The sequence below is a fragment of the Bacteroides sp. OF04-15BH genome, from assembly GCF_003477995.1.
Lineage (GTDB): Bacteria > Bacteroidota > Bacteroidia > Bacteroidales > Bacteroidaceae > Paraprevotella.
In genome coordinates this window covers 32,972-51,928 of record NZ_QUEM01000001.1, presented here as the reverse complement: position 1 = coordinate 51,928, position 18,957 = coordinate 32,972, and the positions used below count along the sequence as shown (strand labels likewise).

7 protein-coding genes and 1 pseudogene are annotated in these 18,957 nt (G+C 46.7%); 6 read left to right on the top strand and 2 right to left on the bottom strand.

Annotated elements, in window-relative coordinates:
* Window positions 1-14 precede the first annotated feature (14 nt).
* Genes DXA74_RS00215 through DXA74_RS00195 form a run of 5 tightly spaced genes read left to right on the top strand, consistent with a single transcriptional unit; the run spans window position 15 to window position 6,092 of the window.
* Window positions 15-1,154, top strand: a complete 1,140-nt coding sequence (locus tag DXA74_RS00215) for a glycosyltransferase family 1 protein (protein WP_118524823.1) — start codon at window positions 15-17, stop codon at window positions 1,152-1,154.
* A gap of 11 nt (window positions 1,155-1,165) precedes the next feature.
* The gene (locus tag DXA74_RS00210) at window positions 1,166-2,155 is read left to right on the top strand and encodes a glycosyl transferase family 90 (RefSeq protein ID WP_118524822.1); all 990 of its coding nucleotides are present in this window, start codon (window positions 1,166-1,168) and stop codon (window positions 2,153-2,155) included.
* Complete coding sequence (locus DXA74_RS00205; protein ID WP_118524821.1) at window positions 2,152-3,162, top strand: glycosyltransferase family 9 protein; 1,011 nt, start codon at window positions 2,152-2,154, stop codon at window positions 3,160-3,162. Before DXA74_RS00210 ends, DXA74_RS00205 begins: the two co-directional genes overlap by 4 nt.
* Window positions 3,162-4,991, top strand: coding sequence for an LTA synthase family protein (locus DXA74_RS00200; protein WP_118524820.1), 1,830 nt, complete (start codon window positions 3,162-3,164; stop codon window positions 4,989-4,991). Before DXA74_RS00205 ends, DXA74_RS00200 begins: the two co-directional genes overlap by 1 nt.
* Window positions 4,992-5,006: 15 nt before the next feature.
* The gene (locus tag DXA74_RS00195; protein WP_158575994.1) at window positions 5,007-6,092 is read left to right on the top strand and encodes a glycosyltransferase family 1 protein; all 1,086 of its coding nucleotides are present in this window, start codon (window positions 5,007-5,009) and stop codon (window positions 6,090-6,092) included.
* A gap of 77 nt (window positions 6,093-6,169) precedes the next feature.
* Here the strand turns inward: DXA74_RS00195 and DXA74_RS00190 are convergent.
* Window positions 6,170-7,178 (bottom strand): annotated as a pseudogene (locus tag DXA74_RS00190) (glycosyltransferase family 2 protein).
* Between the two features lie 933 nt (window positions 7,179-8,111).
* Here DXA74_RS00190 and DXA74_RS00185 point away from each other — a divergent pair.
* Complete coding sequence (locus DXA74_RS00185; protein WP_118524818.1) at window positions 8,112-11,147, top strand: hypothetical protein; 3,036 nt, start codon at window positions 8,112-8,114, stop codon at window positions 11,145-11,147.
* Window positions 11,148-11,371: 224 nt separating this feature from the next.
* Here DXA74_RS00185 and sprA read toward each other — a convergent pair whose 3' ends face one another.
* Window positions 11,372-18,946 (bottom strand): cell surface protein SprA, encoded by a 7,575-nt coding sequence (gene sprA / locus DXA74_RS00180; RefSeq protein ID WP_118524817.1) that lies wholly within the window; start codon window positions 18,944-18,946, stop codon window positions 11,372-11,374.
* Window positions 18,947-18,957 lie beyond the last annotated feature (11 nt).

Genomic DNA, 18,957 nt, shown 5'->3' with positions numbered 1-18,957 from the left:
AAAGAGCATTCCCAATGATCACTCCCAATAATAGTATCATTGGATTCGACGGAAAGAAAGCATTGAATAATTTAACCGGCATAGGTAACTATAGCCGGTTTATCATTAATGCCCTGTCCGGTCGGAATCCGAAAACCCGGTTCTGCCTGTTCGCTCCAAAAGATAAAAATCAGGAAGCCCGCAGAAATCTCCGGTTCCTGCCCAACATTGACCTCATCCTCCCACCTCAAGGCACAATCCGGGAGTGGTGGCGCTGCTTCGGAATGGTATCCGAACTGAAAAAGAGAAACATCCAACTGTATCACGGAATGAGCAACGAACTGCCCTTCGGCATACACCGCAGTGGCATTCCGTCCGTAGTCACGGTTCACGATCTCATTTTCCTGAGATACCCGCACACCTTCAGTCTGGCAGACCGTCTGATTCTTCAGGTAAAAGTAAAGTATGCCTGCCGTCATGCCGACCGCATCATTGCCATCAGCGAACAGACCAAGCAGGACATCATGAAGTATTACGGCATTGCAGAAGATAAGATTGAGGTGATTTATCAGGGATGCGCCGACCGTTTCTATCATCGCCACACCCAGAGCGAGATTCAGGACACCATCCGGAAATACAACATTCCGGAGAAATACATCATCTCGGTTGGTACCATCGAAAAGAGAAAGAACCATAAAACCATCCTCAAGGCTCTGGAAGCATTGCCGGAGGTGCATCTGGTTCTGGTCAGCAAAAAGACACCGCTTCAGGCCGAACTGGAACAACAGATTAGCGAAAAGGGAATGTCCGGCAGAGTGCATATTCTGAATTCCGTTCCCAATGCCGATCTGCCTATCCTCTATCAGGGTGCCCAACTGGCTATCTATCTCTCCTTCTTCGAAGGTTTCGGCATTCCCGTACTCGAAGCAATGGCCTCAGCCATTCCGGTAATCACTGCCACAGGCTCCTGTCTGGAAGAGGTCGGAGGAGATGCCTGCGCCTACTGTGCTCCATTCGATTCCGAAAGTCTGACGCAGACCATCCGCCAGATACTCTCCCATCCGGAAATAAGCCGGGATATGATTCAGAAAGGACAACTGCAAGCCCGGAAATTCAGTTCGGAATCCGTGGCTGAGAATATGGAAAATTTTTATTCTAGAATGCTAAAAGGCTAACACTGAATCCAATGAATCTGAAATACTACACACAAGTCCGTAAAGCATTGCGACGTGTCAACTTCTATATCAGCGAGTTTGCCCGATATGCTCTGCCTTCAGCCTTATTCCGTTGGTACAGAGAGTTTCATCATTTCAGCAACTCGCTCGATAGCGAGGCCATTCAAAAAAGGGTCGATTATTATTGCCGTTTTACTCCGACCCCTCTGAATTCCGAAAACAGCATTACAGTAGGAGATTTCAAATATCCGTTTGGTAAAAAAAAGAAATATGCCACCTATTTCTTTGATCTTTACCATTCTTTGGTTTATTTTCGCAAAGATCTGCGCTTCCGTTATGAATTTGGGGATATAACCCATGAACCCGAAGTGCCGACCATTGTCAAGAGCCGTCCGATTAAGGAAGGACAGCCCACCAACTCCGTCATCATGAAGTTGAACAAAAAAAGGCATTATGTCTTTATCCGCGACAAGAAGACATTCGCCGAGAAAAAAGATATGCTCGTGTTCCGTAACAGTGTGCATCAGGCACACCGGGTGGCTTTTATGGAGCAATACTTCGGACATCCGAAGTGTGACATCGGCCAGATAAACAAAGACATGATTCATAAGGGACACACCGAATGGATCAAGGGCTTTATGTCTATCGAAGAGCAGCTCAACTATAAATACGTCTGCTGCATAGAAGGTAACGACGTAGCTACGAACCTGAAGTGGGTCATGTCTTCAAATTCCCTTCCCGTAATGCCTCGCCCCAAATTTGAAAGCTGGTTTATGGAAGGAACCCTGATTCCGGGATATCATTATGTGGAAATCAAAGAAGACTATTCCGATCTGATTGAAAAGATGGAATACTACACCGCCCACCCGGAAAAAGCCGAAGCCATCATCCGGCACAACCATGAATATATCAAGCAGTTTCAGAATAGTTCACTCGAAAATACAATCTCACTGCTTGTCCTGAAAAAGTATTTTTTACAGACCAAACAGCCCGTCAAATGAAACAAATAAAGAATCTGCTCATCATTCGTCAGTCTGCCTTAGGCGATGTTTGTATGACAATTCCCGTAATTTATCAGCTGGCAGAACAGCATCCGGAACTGACGATCAAGGTACTCACCCGCAAACGTTTCCGGGGATTGTTCTTTTCCTGCCCGCCCAACGTACAAATGATAGAGGCCGATCCGGATCTCTACCGTAAAAGCTATCAGTTATTCAGTCTTTTCCGCATTCTGCGAAAAGAACAGATTGATGCCGTGGCCGATTTTCACGGAGTCTTGCGTTCTTATGTACTGGACGCACTCTTCCGCACCAAGGGCATTCCGGTAGCTATTCTGCAAAAGAACCGCAGTCAGCGCAAGGCACTGACCCGCCGCCACAATAAGGTAAAACAGGCACAGACCAGTTTCTTTGTCCGCTATGCCCAGGCTTTGCAGCAACTCGGTCTGTCGGTCGATCTGAAAGCACCCAACCGTTATCTTCCGGTTGTCCCCAAAACAGTAGATGCCAATATCAAATCCATTGGCATTGCTCCTTTTGCCCGCTATTTCACCAAGATTTATCCGTTAGAACAGATGGCCGAAGTGGTCCGCCTTTTGGCTGAAGAAAACTATCAGGTTTATCTTTTCGGCAATGGCAAACAGGAAATGGCCCAGATGGCTGAAATGGCAGCCGGTCTGCCCCAGGTACATATTGTATCCGACAAACTCTCTTTTGAGGAACAATTGCAGCTGATGTCCGGTCTGCATGTCATGATCAGTATGGACTCTGCCAACATGCATCTGGCTTCGCTGGTTCATACACCGGTTCTCTCCATTTGGGGCGGTACCAGTCCGCACTGCGGTTTCTTGGGCTGGAACCAAAGTACCGACAATGCACTCTGCAAAGATCTCCGATGCCAGCCCTGCTCCATCAGCGGAACAGACAAATGTCCTTTGGCCCATTTCCATTGCATGCGCAAAATCAAACCCACAGAAATAATCAGTAAAATAAAAGAAATTACCAAGTAATGAAAAAGAATTTTCTCTATCTGACCTGTCACTATCTGATCACCCTGCTCATATTTCTGTTTATTCAGAAGCCGATCTTTATCTTCTATAACTGGAATCATGGAGGCAGTGAGCTGCATTTTGCCGATTTGGTTCAATCCTATTACCACGGCATGTCACTGGATCTGGCCACAGCCGGCTATTTCACCATCATTCCTTTCCTGCTCATCTGGATTCGGTTTCTGTTTCCCCGTTTCAATCCTTACCGTTGGATTGTAACATACGACATTCTTCTGTCACTGCTTCTGGGTATCATCACTTTGGCAGACGCTTCTCTCTACGAATTCTGGGAATTCAAGCTGGATGCCACTGTCTTCATGTATCTCAATGACCCGAAGAATGCCTTTGCCAGTGTCACCGCCGGCTATATCATCGTGCGTGTACTGGCCTGGTTGGTTTTGAGTGCCTTGCTGGCCTTTCTGCTTATCCTACCGGCACATAAGAGCCGCTTTTCACAGGCAGCACAACCTCCTTACCGCCGTCTGGTATCTTCCCTGCTCATGGTAGTATTCGGAGCCGTTGTCTTTGTGCTGATTCGAGGAACCCGCATCTGGCCGAATACTCCCGGTCGCGCCTTTTATTCTAAAGTATCTTTCCACAACCATGTGGCGCTTAATCCGGTATTCAACATTGCCTATACCTGGTCTCATCAGCAGGACTTCAGCAAGATGTTCGACTTTTTCCCGGAGGAAAAACGTGCAGCCCTTTATCAGGATCTCTACCCTACTGAAGGTACGCCACAACAGTATTTTCTGAAAAACAAGCGACCTAACGTACTGGTTGTCGTATTGGAAGGCTTCGGAGCCGTATTCATCGAGAGCCTCGGAGGTATGAAAGAGGTTGCTCCCAATATCAGCCGTATCTCCCAGGAAGGCGTTCTGTTTACCAACTGCCATTGCAACAGTTTCCGTACCGACCGCGGTATCGTCTCTGCCATCAGTGGCTATCTAGCCCAGCCCACGACCAGTATCATGCGCTATACTCATAAAGTACAGTCACTGCCGGGACTTCCCAAAACTCTGAAAAAATACGGTTACAGCACTCAGGCTCTTTACGGAGGTGATGTGACATTCTTCAACATGTCGGATTATCTGATTGCTTCCGGTCACGACAAGCTGGTCAGCCAGACCGACTTCCCACAAGCCGACCGCTCTACCAAATGGGGTGTGCCCGACCATAAAACATTCGAATGGCTTTACAATGATATCCAAAAGAAGGATGCCCAAAAGGAAGGTCCCTGGTACACCACTTTCCTGACGCTCAGCTCCCACACCCCGTTCGATGTGCCCTATCATCGTCTGGCCGATGAGAAGCTGAACGCCTTTGCCTATACAGACAGTTGCTTCGGAGCCTTTATTGACAAGATCAAGGAAACACCGGCATGGGATAACCTGCTCATTGTCTGTGTAGCCGACCACGGTTTCAATCACAAACCTGTTGCCTCTCCAGAATTCCCGCACATCCCGATGCTCTGGCTCGGCGGTGCCCTGAATACTCCTTCGGCCAAAATTGACAAGATAGTCAGCCAGACCGACCTTCCGGCTACCGTTCTGGGACAGATGGATATTCCACACAAGGACTTTACCTTCAGCCGTGATGTGCTGGCAGACACCTATCGTTATCCGTTTGCCTTCAATACGTTCAACAACGGATTCATATTCCGTGATTCTACGGGCTGTATTGTCTACGACAACAATGCCCAGAAAGCACTCTTTGGAGCAGACAAGGCACGAGAGGAGAAAGGCAAAGCCATTTTACAAACTCTCTACGACGATCTTTCAACCCGATAATATAGAATGAGCATTATGAAACGAATTATCATTGAATCCTACGCCATCCGCAACCCTTATGTTGGTCTGGGAGAATTTTGCATGAAACTGGGACGTCACATCGCAGCTCATGCCGAGGAACTGCGAACACAGCATCAGATTGAGCTGTATTTCATCGTTCCCCCGAAATACAAAGGATGCTTCGGCAACCAGGTACACTATCTGGCTGTCCCCAAGGCTCTGCGTTACATTCTCATGGCTTATCCGTTCCGGGTGGATCTCTTCCACATGCCGCACCAGTATTGCCATCTGAAAAAAATATGCAGGGCAGAAAATGTACTGATGACCATTCACGACATCAATTTCATGTATGAGAAGCAAGGAGAGAAATTGGATCGGAGTATTCGTCGTTTCAAGAACAAGCTTCATCTGGTGAGTCATTTAAACTATATTTCGCAATTCGCAAAAACAGATACCAATGCTCATTTTCCGGCTCACTTTCCGGACCGGGTCATCTACAATGGAGTCACCGATCTGAACAGTAAGGCTCAGGCCTCGGAAGCGTTTGCCTCCCGTCTGCCGGAACATTTCCTGTTTCACATTTCCAGTCTGCTCCCCAAAAAGAACATCCATCTGCTGGTGGAGATGATGAAACATCTGCCGGAAGAAAATCTGGTCATCGCCGGAAACTGGAAAAGTTCCTACGGACAGAAACTTCTGGAACAGATCAAGGCAGAACACATCACCAACATTCTTCCGCTGAACAATGTCTCAGAAGAAGAAAAGGCCTATCTCTACAAACGATGCAAGGCGTTCGTGTTCCCCTCTCTCTGCGAGGGATTCGGCCTGCCTCCTATCGAAGCAATGAAGTTCGGAAAGCCCTGCTTCCTGTCCACCTGCACCAGTCTTCCGGAAATCGGTGGCGAACTGGCTTACTACTGGCCGGTCCTTCAACCGGAAGAGATGGCAACGGTAGTACGCGAACAGATCAGTTCTCCGGATTTTGAGTCTCCGGAAAACGGCCAACGTATCCGCAACTATGCCCAGAAATTCGATTGGGAGAAATGCGCACAAGGTTATATTGACTATTATCTAGACATTCTGAATTCTTCAAAGAAATAAAATGCTATTTCAACAAAAAGAACCGTTTGGGCCAAACTATGATAAGCCCAAACGGTTCTTTATATTTTATTTCCCGACTATTTTACATTTCCCCGGAAGCAATACAGCAAGCGAGAGAAAATATAAAAATACACTGCCGGATAATCCTTCTCCAAGAAATAGAGAAAAATCCTGTGCCTTAATTTACGTGGTTCAAAATGCAGGAGCAAATCCTCTTTACATCGGAACAGCTCCGCAACACACACCGGATAATCGGCCACATTCATGCGGTAGGCTGCCCGCATCAGCTGATTCAAACCGAATTCATGCCGGATGTGATTCAGTTCTTCTCCTTCGGGCAGCTTCAGTCTGCATTGCAATTCATGGAAACACTGCTGCAGTTGCCGCGATACATAAATCCACTCCTCAGAAGAATGCTGCCTGCTGCTCAAAGAAAGCTCATCCTTTTTCAGGTAAATATACGATACCTTAGGAATAACATAAACCTCTTCCACTTCTTGAAGATAACTCCACACAAAGATATGATCCTCGTGAATCGATAATGACGTATTGAAGCGTATTCCGTTTCGTTCAATAATCTCTCTGCGGAATAGCTTCGAAAATACATATCCATTCTCCAACACCTGCTCTGCCAACAAGTCTTGCCACGAACGTACCGAAAAGATTTTCTCTTGTTGGAACGTAATCGGATAACATTTGGACTTCCGATGAACATGCTGATGGAATATTCCCTGCATGGGAAGCACATTTCGGCTACCTATTGCCGAAAGATTAAAATTATCCAGATAATCTTCCAGGATGCTATCGTCACTATCTATAAAACAAACCCACTCTCCGACAGCCTCATCCAAACCTCGGTTTCTTGAAGCACTTACACCTTCATTTTTTTTTATGAATCACTCTGAAGCGTTTGTCTTCACGGCAGAATGCATCACAGATTTCCGCAGATCCGTCCGTGCTTCCATCATCCACCAATATCACCTCAAAATTTCTGAATGTTTGCCTTTGGATTCCTTGCAGACATTGATGCAGATAATCCACAGCATTGTATACAGGAACTATTATTGAGATAAGGGCTTTTTCCATTTGCTTTTCTTTATTAATTCGGCAAAAGTACTGTTTTTTACTCAAAAACAAAACCCAAGGACGAGGATTTCAGCAAACCGGACGTGATACGGCTCTATCTACAGGACTATTTTCTGGAAAAGATCGTTTTCAGAGGAAGCACAAATCTGACCGGTGCCAGAATAGAAGACCAATATCTTTCCTGCATCAATATGTTATCGAGTTCCTCGCCTTTTTCTACTAGGATATAGGCATAATACAGATTCTCTATACCCCAACGAAGCATTTGTTCCAAAAACAACCAAAGCTGTTTTTGTGTATATATCAAAAGTGTTCCTTCTGTAGTACATGAAACCCATGCCACAGTGCTCAGCAATAATGACAAAACAAACTAAATCTATTCATTAAAGTAATCCTAATACAAATGTGATTTCAATTCGTATATACAAAATCTAAAAGATGCTCTTTTTGGTCCTGGCTTAGAAGATATTCTTATAAATCCGCTCAATTTAGATTTTGCACTTCAGGACGGTAGTCTGGTTCGTATTCTTCAACCTAACAGAATTCTGGAACTTCATAAAAATCCCAACAGCTATCTAAACGATACCAATCGTCTATTGTATAACTTTTTAAATAAAGAAGATAACCCTGTATTAGTATCATTTCCTCTTAAACCATTTTAATAAGTAATGAAGTAAAAAGCATATTGAATCAGAGATATAGACATAAACACACTTAAAAAATGAAAGTTCTAAAATGATGCCAGAGAGTGTGTCAAAATTCGAGCACCCTAAAAAACTAAAGAAGGGCCGCATCATTACTCAATACAAAGTTTGATATGGCCCTTTTAAATATTAGTTATAATCTGTAACTTTGGGGAGTAGTCATATTAGTTTTGACACACACTCTTCTTTGTAAAGCAGCAATAAAAACAAACTACAAAAGCCATCTATTATGAAAGCATTGATCTATACCATTTTCCTGCTCTTACCCTTGGGTATGATGGCGCAACAGAACTCCAATGATCTAACACACTGGACACAGACTGTACAAACCACCGGAAAGGCTTTCCCTCAGGAGAAAGTCTACCTGCATCTGGACAACAACTGCTATTTTCTGGGAGACACGATCTGGTACAAGGCCTATGTGGTCAGATCGGATCGGAAAGTGCCTACGGACCTGAGCCGCATTCTGTATGTGGAACTCATGACACCCGACGGATATCTTGTGGAAAGACAACAGATACCTCTCGAAAACGATACAACTGGATTCGGAAACTTTGCCCTTCAGGACTCGCTCTACGGAGGGTATTACGAAATCCGGGCATACACCAGATGGATGCTGAACTGGGGAAGATACCAGACGGAAATGGACAGAGGCTCCCTATATATGTATGCCAACGCCTTCTATAACAAGGGGATGATGAAGGACTTCTTCACGGAGTATGAGAAAATCTACAGCAGGGTCGTGCCCGTTTATGACAAACCTCAGAAAGCGGGAGTATATGAAAAGAACATGACCATGCGCCCCATGAGAAGATATTACAAGAAGAGCGGGGAAAAGAATGAGCCCGCACTTTCCTTCTTCCCCGAAGGAGGAAACCTCATACAGGGCGTACCCTGCACGTTGGCCTTTGACCTGGCCGACAATCAGGGAAAACACCTGAACCTGGAAATCGTATTCAGAGAAAGCAAAACTGGAAAGGAGATATTACGCACCCAACCGCAATACGCCGGAAGGGGAAGCATCCTGTTGCCGCCCTTACAGAAAGGAACAGAATATGAGGCAGTTGTCCGGAGTGGAGAGGAAGAGTACACCTTTTCATTACCGAAGATTCAGGAAAGGGGATGCGCTCTTTCTCTGGAGAGCGCACCGGACAGTATCCGTATCCGTACAAACACGGCAGGACTGCCTGAAAACTATCCTCTAGGAATGCACATCCTTCACGATGGAATCATGGAATACAGCAAGGAAATGACCGTCAGAAAAGGCACATTAGAATATATCAGTCTTCCCACAGAATCACTGCCAACCGGTGTAAACCAGATCACCCTGTTTGATGACAAAGGGGAGGTCTTTGCCGACAGACTGTTCTTCGTTTGGCCGGAAGGAAAGGACCTGAATCCGGACAGACAGAACCTGGTGCTGGAGGGTATCAAAGAAGAATACAAGCCCTTTGAACCTGTAACCCTGAGTCTGAAAGCACCGGATATCCAGACTACGGCGCACCTTTCACTTTCCGTAAAGGATGATGCCGCCGACGAAAGCATCTACGATGACGGAACCATGCTCACGGAAATGCTGCTGGCAAGCGAAATCAGGGGATTCGTGGAAAGACCCGGATACTACTTCGAGAAGGATGACTCTACACATCGAAAAGCTTTGGATAACCTGCTGCTGGTGCAGGGATGGAGAAGATGGAAATGGAACGATCTCGCCGCAAAAACGGATTTCTCCATACGCTATCTGCCGGAAAAATATCAGACCATTGCCGGGACTGTATACCCATTCAATAAACTAGATGGTAAGTCAAATTATGACAAGGATGAGATTCTGGCTAAATATGCAAGAATCAAAAAGGAGAACAAGGAAGAAGCGGAAGAATATTACCGGAAGAATTACCCCACTCTCGGCCATGAAGTATGGCTCAGTGCCGACTATGTGCAGGACACGACCTTAGTGGAAACCCGGCAAAAAACGGAGTTCGGATACTTCTATCTGCCCACGCCACGCTTCTTCGGAAAGGCAGTACTCTTTATGAATGCGTCAGACAAAACCGAGGAAGAGGAAAAGAAAGAGAAGGAAAAGCAGGGAGTCATCAAACGTTTCTTTAACAAACTGGAAAACAAATACAATAATTTCGGGGATGAACTGGCTTATCCCGACTATTATGTCAAACTGGACCACTTCTTCCCTCTATGGCCTCTGCCCTACAGTTATTACCAGACTAGTAGCCCGAATGATCCTTTTGAAAAAGCATCTTTTGACGGAAATATCAAAGATGGAGTACTACCCACACTCACCGTGCGCTCCAAAAGAGGAGGACTCAGAAAGCTGGACAGCAGCAAACCCGCCTTTGTGGTCCATGCATACGATGCCTTTAACCGGCAGATTGATCTCGGGATGAATACAGGAAGGTTCGGATTCAACGGATTATATCGGGATGATACCACTGATTCCCTCCGACTAAAAGAACTGGCAAGATTCGCCAGACCCAATAATACCAAAGCTGATTTAACCGGATATATCATAGACCGTAAATATCCACCTATAATAGAATTCGGAGAAGAAGTAACAATCCAACGAGGTTTTATTCCTAATATCACTTCTCTTTCCTATATAGGAGATATGGGTGTTTCAAAAAAGGATTACTTCATTCAAGTACGTTATGACGGAAAAGCCATTAATGGTAAACCGGATTTCGTATATATCAGGAAAGAATCAAATGATGAGGATAATATCGACAACGGGATAAATAGTAATAAAAAAAGAACAACAACTCAAATAAAATCAACTCAAATCAAGACAAGCGAGAAAAGAAACTATGCAACGATGTTAGATCCGGCCTATGGTGGAAAAGAAGGAATTGAAAGCTACCGTACCTTGGCCTATTTGGACAAACTCTATTTCTATACAGATTACTGCCCACGAGAAAGAAGCAGCTGGAAATACGAACAGTCCAACATTCCTGACGTGGTGATTGACCTGCACAAATATCCGAATGGTGCAAAGAGACAGACCTATCGCGACCGATGGATTCTGCTGGACGGATTTGCCGTATGCGACACCTTCTATTCGCCGGATTATTCCAAGAAACCACTGCCCGAAGTAAAAGATTATAGGCGCACTCTATATTGGAATCCAAACATAACGCTGGAACCCGGAGAAACCAAAACCATTAGTTTCTACAATAACTCCAAGACAACCATACTGAGTTATGAAGCTGAAGGAATCACTAAAGACGGAAAACTGCTGGTAGAGAAAAAATAGGAGCTGAAATTTCTTCCTGGTCTTTTCGGAAAAACATCAGGATAATCGGAAAAAAACATTTCGATGTTTTTGGAAAATCATCCCAATCATTTGAAAAGGCAACCAACAGTAACCTAGAATACGAATAAGAATAATCCTGAAAATAAAAAAACTGGTGATGAAGCAAAGTCCTTAACCGGATATTTTACTTCATCACCAGTTTCTAAAATTACTGACTCTGATTATTACCGCGTCAGTGAGAAGCGCAGGCTGAAACCAAAGTCCTGCGTAATGGTCGGATATGAATTCGACGACAGCAACGGCATATTTCTCTGGCGGTCATAATACAGACTGAAGGTCATGTATTTGCTCAACGTATAATCTGCGCTGAACGAAGCCTTCACCGCCCGGTTACCGCTCGTTGCTTCCGACAGCGAATTCTGTATATCGCGTGTAATCGAACTCTGTGAACGGTAAGAGAAGTCAAATTGCAAATTCAGTTCCCGATTAAAGGTGTTCTTCGCCGGAGTTGTCTTCTCTTCCTCATCATTACCGGCTGTGCGCTTGGTCTTCACACGCCGGCGCTTGTTGAACAGGTTTCCAACCCGGAAGTCATTCACCTTATATCCCCATCCGAAAACAATATCATTGCTTCCCGACTCATTCAGCTGTACTGAAGTCATACTCAGCGTCAGCACACGGGTCTTCTTGTATTCCGCTTTCAAGGTCATATTGTTTTTCAGAGTTACATTCACACCGATCAGTGGTGAGAACGACTCGTTAATGGAAACGGAACTGATATCATACATGCTGCTGGGCAGATAGCCTCCGGTTGTGGTGTTGGCCACGAATCCCAGATCACCCATATACTGCAACCAGGTGCTGTATGTGTTGTAAGAACCCACTGAATAAATGCTCTTATAAGCGTGGTTCAGCGTCACACTCTTCAGATGATCCTCAATCCAAGGCAAACGGCTCAATCCCTTGTAAGACACGGTCCAGTTTGGCAACATACGCAACAGCGACGGGAATACCTCCAGACTGTTTCCTCCGGTATAAGCCGACAGGAAAGCCGGAATCATCACATCCGATGAGTACTTGTCCACCGTTCCGTTTTCAGGATTGAACGTACCGCTCATACCGGTTCCAGCCGGATAGGTAGCCCCGGCATATTGCTGTTCTACCCGTTGCTGGAAGGTATTCAGCAGATTCTGGAATTTGGTGAAGCTCTTGCTGGCATAACCGTTCTCTGCATTGCCTCCTCCTTCAAACGCCGATTTAATCGAAATGGTTGTCATATTGAAGCTACCGCTTCGAGTGGTCGGCATTCCGGCATACATATACTGGATGCTGTTGCTTTCATTCGTTGTCCTGCTGGCACTGAGGTCAATCTTCAGGTCCGGAATCGGTTCCAAGGTTACCTTCAGCTGCAAGTCTTCCGTGGTGCTGCTCACCGCCGGCGAGCTTACACTGTCACTGTTCAACAGCCAGCCGCGCTCATTTGCCTTACGGATATAGCTGTCATCCACAAAACCGAAGGCAAAATCCAGTCCCGGTTGCAAACCGCCCGATGAACGCTGTCCGAAGAAGTCTCCGATATTCGGCAGGAATCCCGGCAGGGCAATCGAATAATTGTTGCGGTAACTGATGCTGGCATTACGCACCATCATCAGGAAACGGGCTGCACCCTGTGCATATACATACCACGGTTTTTCCTCAGCCTTCGGCAACGGTATCACGTTCAGACGTACCTTGACACTGTCACGTCCCTTGATGCGAATGGTGTTTTCATCCAGACGCTTATATTTCACCTCATACCGTTTTCCGTCTTCAGTTACAGCGGTCACTCTGAGCTTCTTGCTCTTTTGGTTATGTTTCACCACCAGTTGTGAATCCGGGAAGAGACGGATCTCTTTGGCAAATCCCTTGAAAGCCGTTTTCTTCTTGGCATTGGCCACCCCTTTGGCATTGGTCTGTGTCAGCAGACTGTCGGCAGCCTCTGTCTTTCCTTCGGCCAACAGCTTGGCACGTTCCTGCTCCGCTTTCTTTTGCTCTTCTTTCTCCTTTTTCTTTTCCTGGGCCTTCTTGTCCCGCTCATTGGCTGCCTTGCGTCGTCCGGCAAGTGAGAAACGCTGGTTGGCTTTCTTGAGGAAATCACTGTGATTATACAGTTTCTCAAAATTCAGCTTACCATTAATATTGACATCACGCTCTGAATTAATGGTATTTCCCAACGTGCTGCCGTCTTCCATTTCGGCACCGCGTACCCAGGAATAGTTCGACGTATAACTTCCGTCTCCGTCAATCCAGTCAAAGCAAGGAATCTGACTCAGCGGCAACTTATACGAACCATTGAACGTCTGCTGATAGTCCAACGGAGTACCGAAACCTTTAATGCTGTGCCATACGGAATCCTTCCAGGCAGCATAAGAATCCGGATACAGGTCTTTGTTTACCGGAGTATAAGGTTCCTCAATCTCAGCTCGCGTTCCGGAAGTAAACGACAAATGCAATGCCTTGGTCAAGTCCCAACGGATATTAAAATCACGGTTCCACAGGAAATCCTGTGCAAAAGACAGCGGCAGAGAGGTCGGACTCTCCAGATTGCTGATGTCCCGCTCCTGGAACTCATAATAGTTTCGGGTTATGTCCGTATTGAAACTCAGGCTTTGTGGCAGATAGTTCAGATTGATATTCTTCACGATATCCAGCCATTTGCTCTTGCTCTTGAATTTCTTTTTAAACGGCTCCAGAGGCTTGTAGTTCGGAGAATAAGCATAGCTCATACCTCCGCTCCAACGGTTCTCCGTTTCCCAGGCTGTTGTCTCTCCGGCCTTATACGAACTGCTGTGCGCATAGTTGAACGAGAAGTTCGCCGGGTCATAAGGCATGGCGTGCTTCGGAGTGACAATATTCACACGCACATTACTCAGACTGAAATTCTTGTTCACCGTACGAGTCGTGGTCAGATTCGACAGCAAATCGCGCTCCTGCTTGGTCGTCAAGGCATCCATGGCATCCTTCAGCAGCATATCCGTATCGAGCGGATTATACTTCGGTTTCACAATCTCCTTGCTGTAAGAATAATACAATGGCAGCGATACCTGTGCCTTCTCCGGGAAGAGTTTTCCCAGTTCCAGACTGGTAGTGATGCTGTAATTATAGGTATCTTCATTCTTACGCTCGCTAACCGACTGCTCCAGTCCACCGAATCCGGCAGTCACCACCTGACCTTGAACCGTTACGTTACCCAAGTCAGACAACTGCACATTCAGATTACCCTGCGCAGCCCAACCGCCATCGTTGTTGAATTCCTGCATGCGCAACTCGTTAATCCAAACCTCAACCGATTTGATTTCTCCCGAATTGTTACGCACACCCACCATAATGGTCTTTACCTCACCCAGAGTCGGGTTACCCATAATACTTACCTTGTTGTTCGGCTTGTCAGGATCATATTCCGAATACAGGTCGTTCATGGAAATCATTCCTAGACTCTTGGAGTGGTTCCGGTTCTTCTTCACATTCGTCAGCAGCTCCAGATTGATGTCCAGCATATTGTCTTCAGGCCATACCAGCTTCCGGTGCTCGGTATTGCGCTGTCCGTAAACACCCTCCTTAGTCAGCTTCAACGGAATCTCATACTCATAGAAATTATTCCGGTAGTCTGAACCCAGACGGATGAACACGCTGGTCTGATTATCCTCCAGACTGGTATAGTCGTCGCTCAGAGCATTGGCATGCACATACATCTGCAAATGCTTGTACTGGCGCATGTCCAGATTCATATTCTTGTATACCGCCCGTGCATCTCCCGAGCCCAAATCCTTAATCACCAGCGACAAAGCCTGCTCGTTCTGCTCAGCCAGCTGAGTCTGGTTCGGGTCTACCACACGGCTGATGCCTGGAGGTACCACATAGTTCACCGGTGTCTTGTCGCCGTTTTCTTCGATATTCACGGCAGACACGTCCATTGTTCCAGCGGTTGCCGGAGCTTCACCGGTGTAAAGTGCCTGTTCATACGATCTCCACTGTCCCTGTACCAGATCCAAAGTAGCCAGACGCATGATTACCGGTTGCTCAAAGTCTGTCAGGAACATACGGATAAAGCGGATACTGGTAAAGTCGTTGATATTACCCACCTTTTTCTGGTACTCCTCCACCGGAATGCGGAAAAGATACCAGTCGACCTCTTCGGTCTTTCCATTACGCAACGGAGCACTCGCGTGGCGTTTGTCCACCACATAATTCTTACCCACTACCAGATCTTCCGGACGGATACTGATTTTATACTGGTAGTAACGCTCATACTCATTCAGGGTATAGTCCTGATTGATATCCTCACCGTCGGGAGTTGTCTTGTATGAAGTATCATACGACTCGGGCGAACTTTCAGCCGACCGGGAGTTTCCTTCCGGGTTATTAATGCGCTTGTAACGTTCCAGAATGCTCAACTGCTTGTTGTCATAATCCGTACCGCGGAAGTAATGATAATCATCTCCCGCCGGGTCGTTCAGCAAGGAATCAAACACAGCGGCCGAAACCTTGCCCTGCACCGCAGCCAGAAACTCCTTATAGGCTCCGAAGTTTTTCTCGTCGGCACTGCTCAGTCCGTTCAGACCGATATCCTGCTTGTCGCGTGCCCCGCTCTCGTTGTTAAAGGCATAGGTCACACTGTTGGTGGTAGGAACACGACCCCACACCGTTTCCGAGAAGTAACTCAAATTTCCGTCGGTAGGCATACTGCTTTCCACAAATTTCTTTCCGTCCTTGAGGATATCCTCACTCACCTCACCCAGATTGATGTAGAAGTCACCGCCATAGTTGCCTCCCTTGTCCCGGGTATAGATGAACGGATCGAGCATCCAGAACTCAATATACTCGATATTCGAAGTCTCAAAATCGCTCACATCCAGTTTGCGCATCATACCTCCCCAGTGTTGGGCTGGATTCGGCAGTTTACCCTGATAATCCAGATTCGGATTCAGGTTATACGGACCTCTTTCCGAAGGATAGTAGGCAATGTTCATCAGAGTCAGCGAAGTGGACGAGTTATAGGTATTCTGCGATTTGGCCGGATACAGCTCGCGCTCATAGACCTCACGCACATAATGGTTCGACAGCTGATCCAGGTCATTCTTGATATGCGAAGGAGTCAAGGTAGAGCTGCGGCGCGTAAAGATCGGATCCACGCAATACCAACTCATCAAAGCACGGTTATAACCTGTGCGCACATCATTGCTCAACTTGCTTTCCTCAAAGTCACTGGGCACACTGGATATGGTCCATGAAGTTGGCTGCATGATGCTGATGGAAGTCTCCGCATTCTCAAAATCATCAATATACGAAGCCGAACCCTGTACCTGATGATTCTGTCCGGCAATCAGCTGGGCAAATTCTCCGGTAAAGTTGATTTGCGAAGGAGCCGTACACTGCACAAACGGTATCTTGTCCAGCATATTCGTGAGCCATTGGCTCTCATGCTTCCACGACAGGTTCAAACCCCACAAGGTATTCTTGAGCGGTTCCTCTCCCATGTTCACCTTACTGGTAAGCGGCTGTTCGTTCAGATACATCAACGTACCGCCAAACACCAGATCCTTCGAGAAGTCATACTGCAAGTTCATACCCAGCATGGTCTTGCGCTGCATGCCGTAATTTTCGTTACTCTCAAAACTGGCACTCACACTGGTGCCGGCATCAATAATGCTCTGATTGATGATGGTCACACGTCCCATGGAATAATCCACGGTGTAATCCACATTCTCCGTCAGGGTCACACCGCCGGCAGTCACCACCACCGAGCCTTGCGGGATATTCATCGAACCGAGATCTATCTCCGCTCCGTTGTTTCCCTTGTATTCTCCGCTCAGCAGATACTTGTTTTTCTCGGCAATCTGCTTGGCAACAGTCTTGGTTGAGTCATACAGTTCCTGGAAACAATATTTTTCAGCCAGCGACGCATCATTCAGATAACTGCGCAAGTGACTTCCAAAAGGTTCCACTACCGGGAAGAAGATACGTCCCTTGCTGATGGTATAGCCCTCCAGATAGTCAAACTGTCCGTTCGGATACGGATTGTTCTTGGCATCCAGACGGTCCAGATTCATGATGCGCAGCAAGGGGGTACTCTTGTACTTCTCTTCAGGCAGATAATTCAGATAGACGCCTGCCGAATCACTCTGATACTTGATGTCCAGCTTGAACTGTTCCGACTGGGTGGTCGTAGCATTCAGGCTATACACATTCTTCATCATCAGGTCCCAGTTTCCGATAGAAGGAGATACCGCGGTGTTTTTCAGCGCCTTGACATACAAAGCCTGTGCATTGTCAGTCAAGTCGGTCGAGAACTCACCCACCTGATAAGTCTGTCCGTTGTAGGTGTATTCAAAGGCTGCCGCCAACACTTCATCACTCTGCAGGGTAAAGTTAAGCGACACATAACCCAAAGCCTCGTTTACCGTATATTCGCTGCTGCTCAGCTTGCGCGCACTCTGCAGCTTCTCGTAGTCCGTACCTCCCTGAAAATTGGGAATTCCATCCAGCACCTGCGTGGTAGAACTGATATTACGCGCCTCGGCATACTGGTTCACCATCGCTTCATAGAGCGAGTTCGAACGGTTCACCGGATTGGTGGTTCCCGTCTTTACCCAGATAGGATTGCTGATATGGTCTGCTTCACCCAAGTCCGTAAAAGCTACGATGTTACGGTTACTCTCACTGTTACCCGTCTTGTTGGTAACCCACAGTTCAATACGTTTGATGGTGATTCCCGAAGTGATATTCGGGGCGGTTTTCATGTTCTTGTCATAATTGTCGCGGAAAAAGTGCGCCAGGAAATAGTGGCGGTTTTCCTCGTATTCGGTAGCGGTGAACTCAAATGAATGCAGCTGCACACCACCCTTCGAAGAAACGGTTTTCGAAGCCGATTTCTTCTGCGACACTACCGTCTGCAGTTTCAGTTTTCCGAACTGCAAATCCGTGCGGATACCGAACAGTGCCGAAGATCCCTGTATGAGCGATGAATTTGAAGGGAGCGTCACGTTACCCGCCTCAATCAGTTTGATAATTTCATCCTCCTTGCCTTCATACTTCAGTTTCAGGCTTTGGGCATCCATATCAAAGGTCGCGTCGGTGTTATAATTCAGGTTCATGTTGATTTTGTCACCCACACTACCTTTCAGGCTCATGTTGATATTCTCGTCAAAATCAAAGCCCAGGGTTTTCCGCTTGCTGGCAGATATGGCCGGATTCTGCACATTACGCATATTGGCTCCGATTTTCAGTTCTGCCGATCCCTGTGTCTTGATCTGCACGCCGCCGGGACCGAAGATTTTCTCTGCCGGTCCCAAATCAAACTGCATGTTCGTAAAGTCAAACTTGTTTTTTCCCTCTGCATCAAATTCTTCCTGATTCTTCTTCTGGAAATAATTGCGCAGCGACTGCTGGAGTGTCCACTGCTGATACTCCTCCGCCGTCATGATGATCGGTGCACTCAGATAGCCGTCACCCACCTTCTTACCGATGATATACGTATTGGTCTGGGCATCATACACCGTGTCCGGCTTGATGTTCTCGGGGCTTCGCAAGTCCACGTTCTTTTTGCGCAGATCCGCCTCGTCGCGAGCCACGGTTCTGGCCACCGGGAAACGGCTTTTCACCGTATCCGGGTCTGCCGACCGAATCGCATCCGCAGGCACGCGGTGCGGCTGGCGGGTCCTTGCCCCTGCAATCATGGGATTACTCCAGGAAGCCCAGGCATTAATCCCCACCAGCAGAAGCAGCGACAGGTAAAGAATATATTTCAGTTTATTTTTCATTGTTACGGTTC

Coding starts and splice junctions, on each gene's coding strand:
- DXA74_RS00195 (WP_158575994.1), top strand. CDS start 5,007: ATGAAACGAATTATCATTGAATCCTACGCCATCCGCAACCCTTATGTT.
- DXA74_RS00210 (WP_118524822.1), top strand. CDS start 1,166: ATGAATCTGAAATACTACACACAAGTCCGTAAAGCATTGCGACGTGTC.
- sprA (WP_118524817.1), bottom strand. CDS start 18,946: ATGAAAAATAAACTGAAATATATTCTTTACCTGTCGCTGCTTCTGCTG.
- DXA74_RS00200 (WP_118524820.1), top strand. CDS start 3,162: ATGAAAAAGAATTTTCTCTATCTGACCTGTCACTATCTGATCACCCTG.
- DXA74_RS00205 (WP_118524821.1), top strand. CDS start 2,152: ATGAAACAAATAAAGAATCTGCTCATCATTCGTCAGTCTGCCTTAGGC.
- DXA74_RS00185 (WP_118524818.1), top strand. CDS start 8,112: ATGAAAGCATTGATCTATACCATTTTCCTGCTCTTACCCTTGGGTATG.
- DXA74_RS00215 (WP_118524823.1), top strand. CDS start 15: ATGATCACTCCCAATAATAGTATCATTGGATTCGACGGAAAGAAAGCA.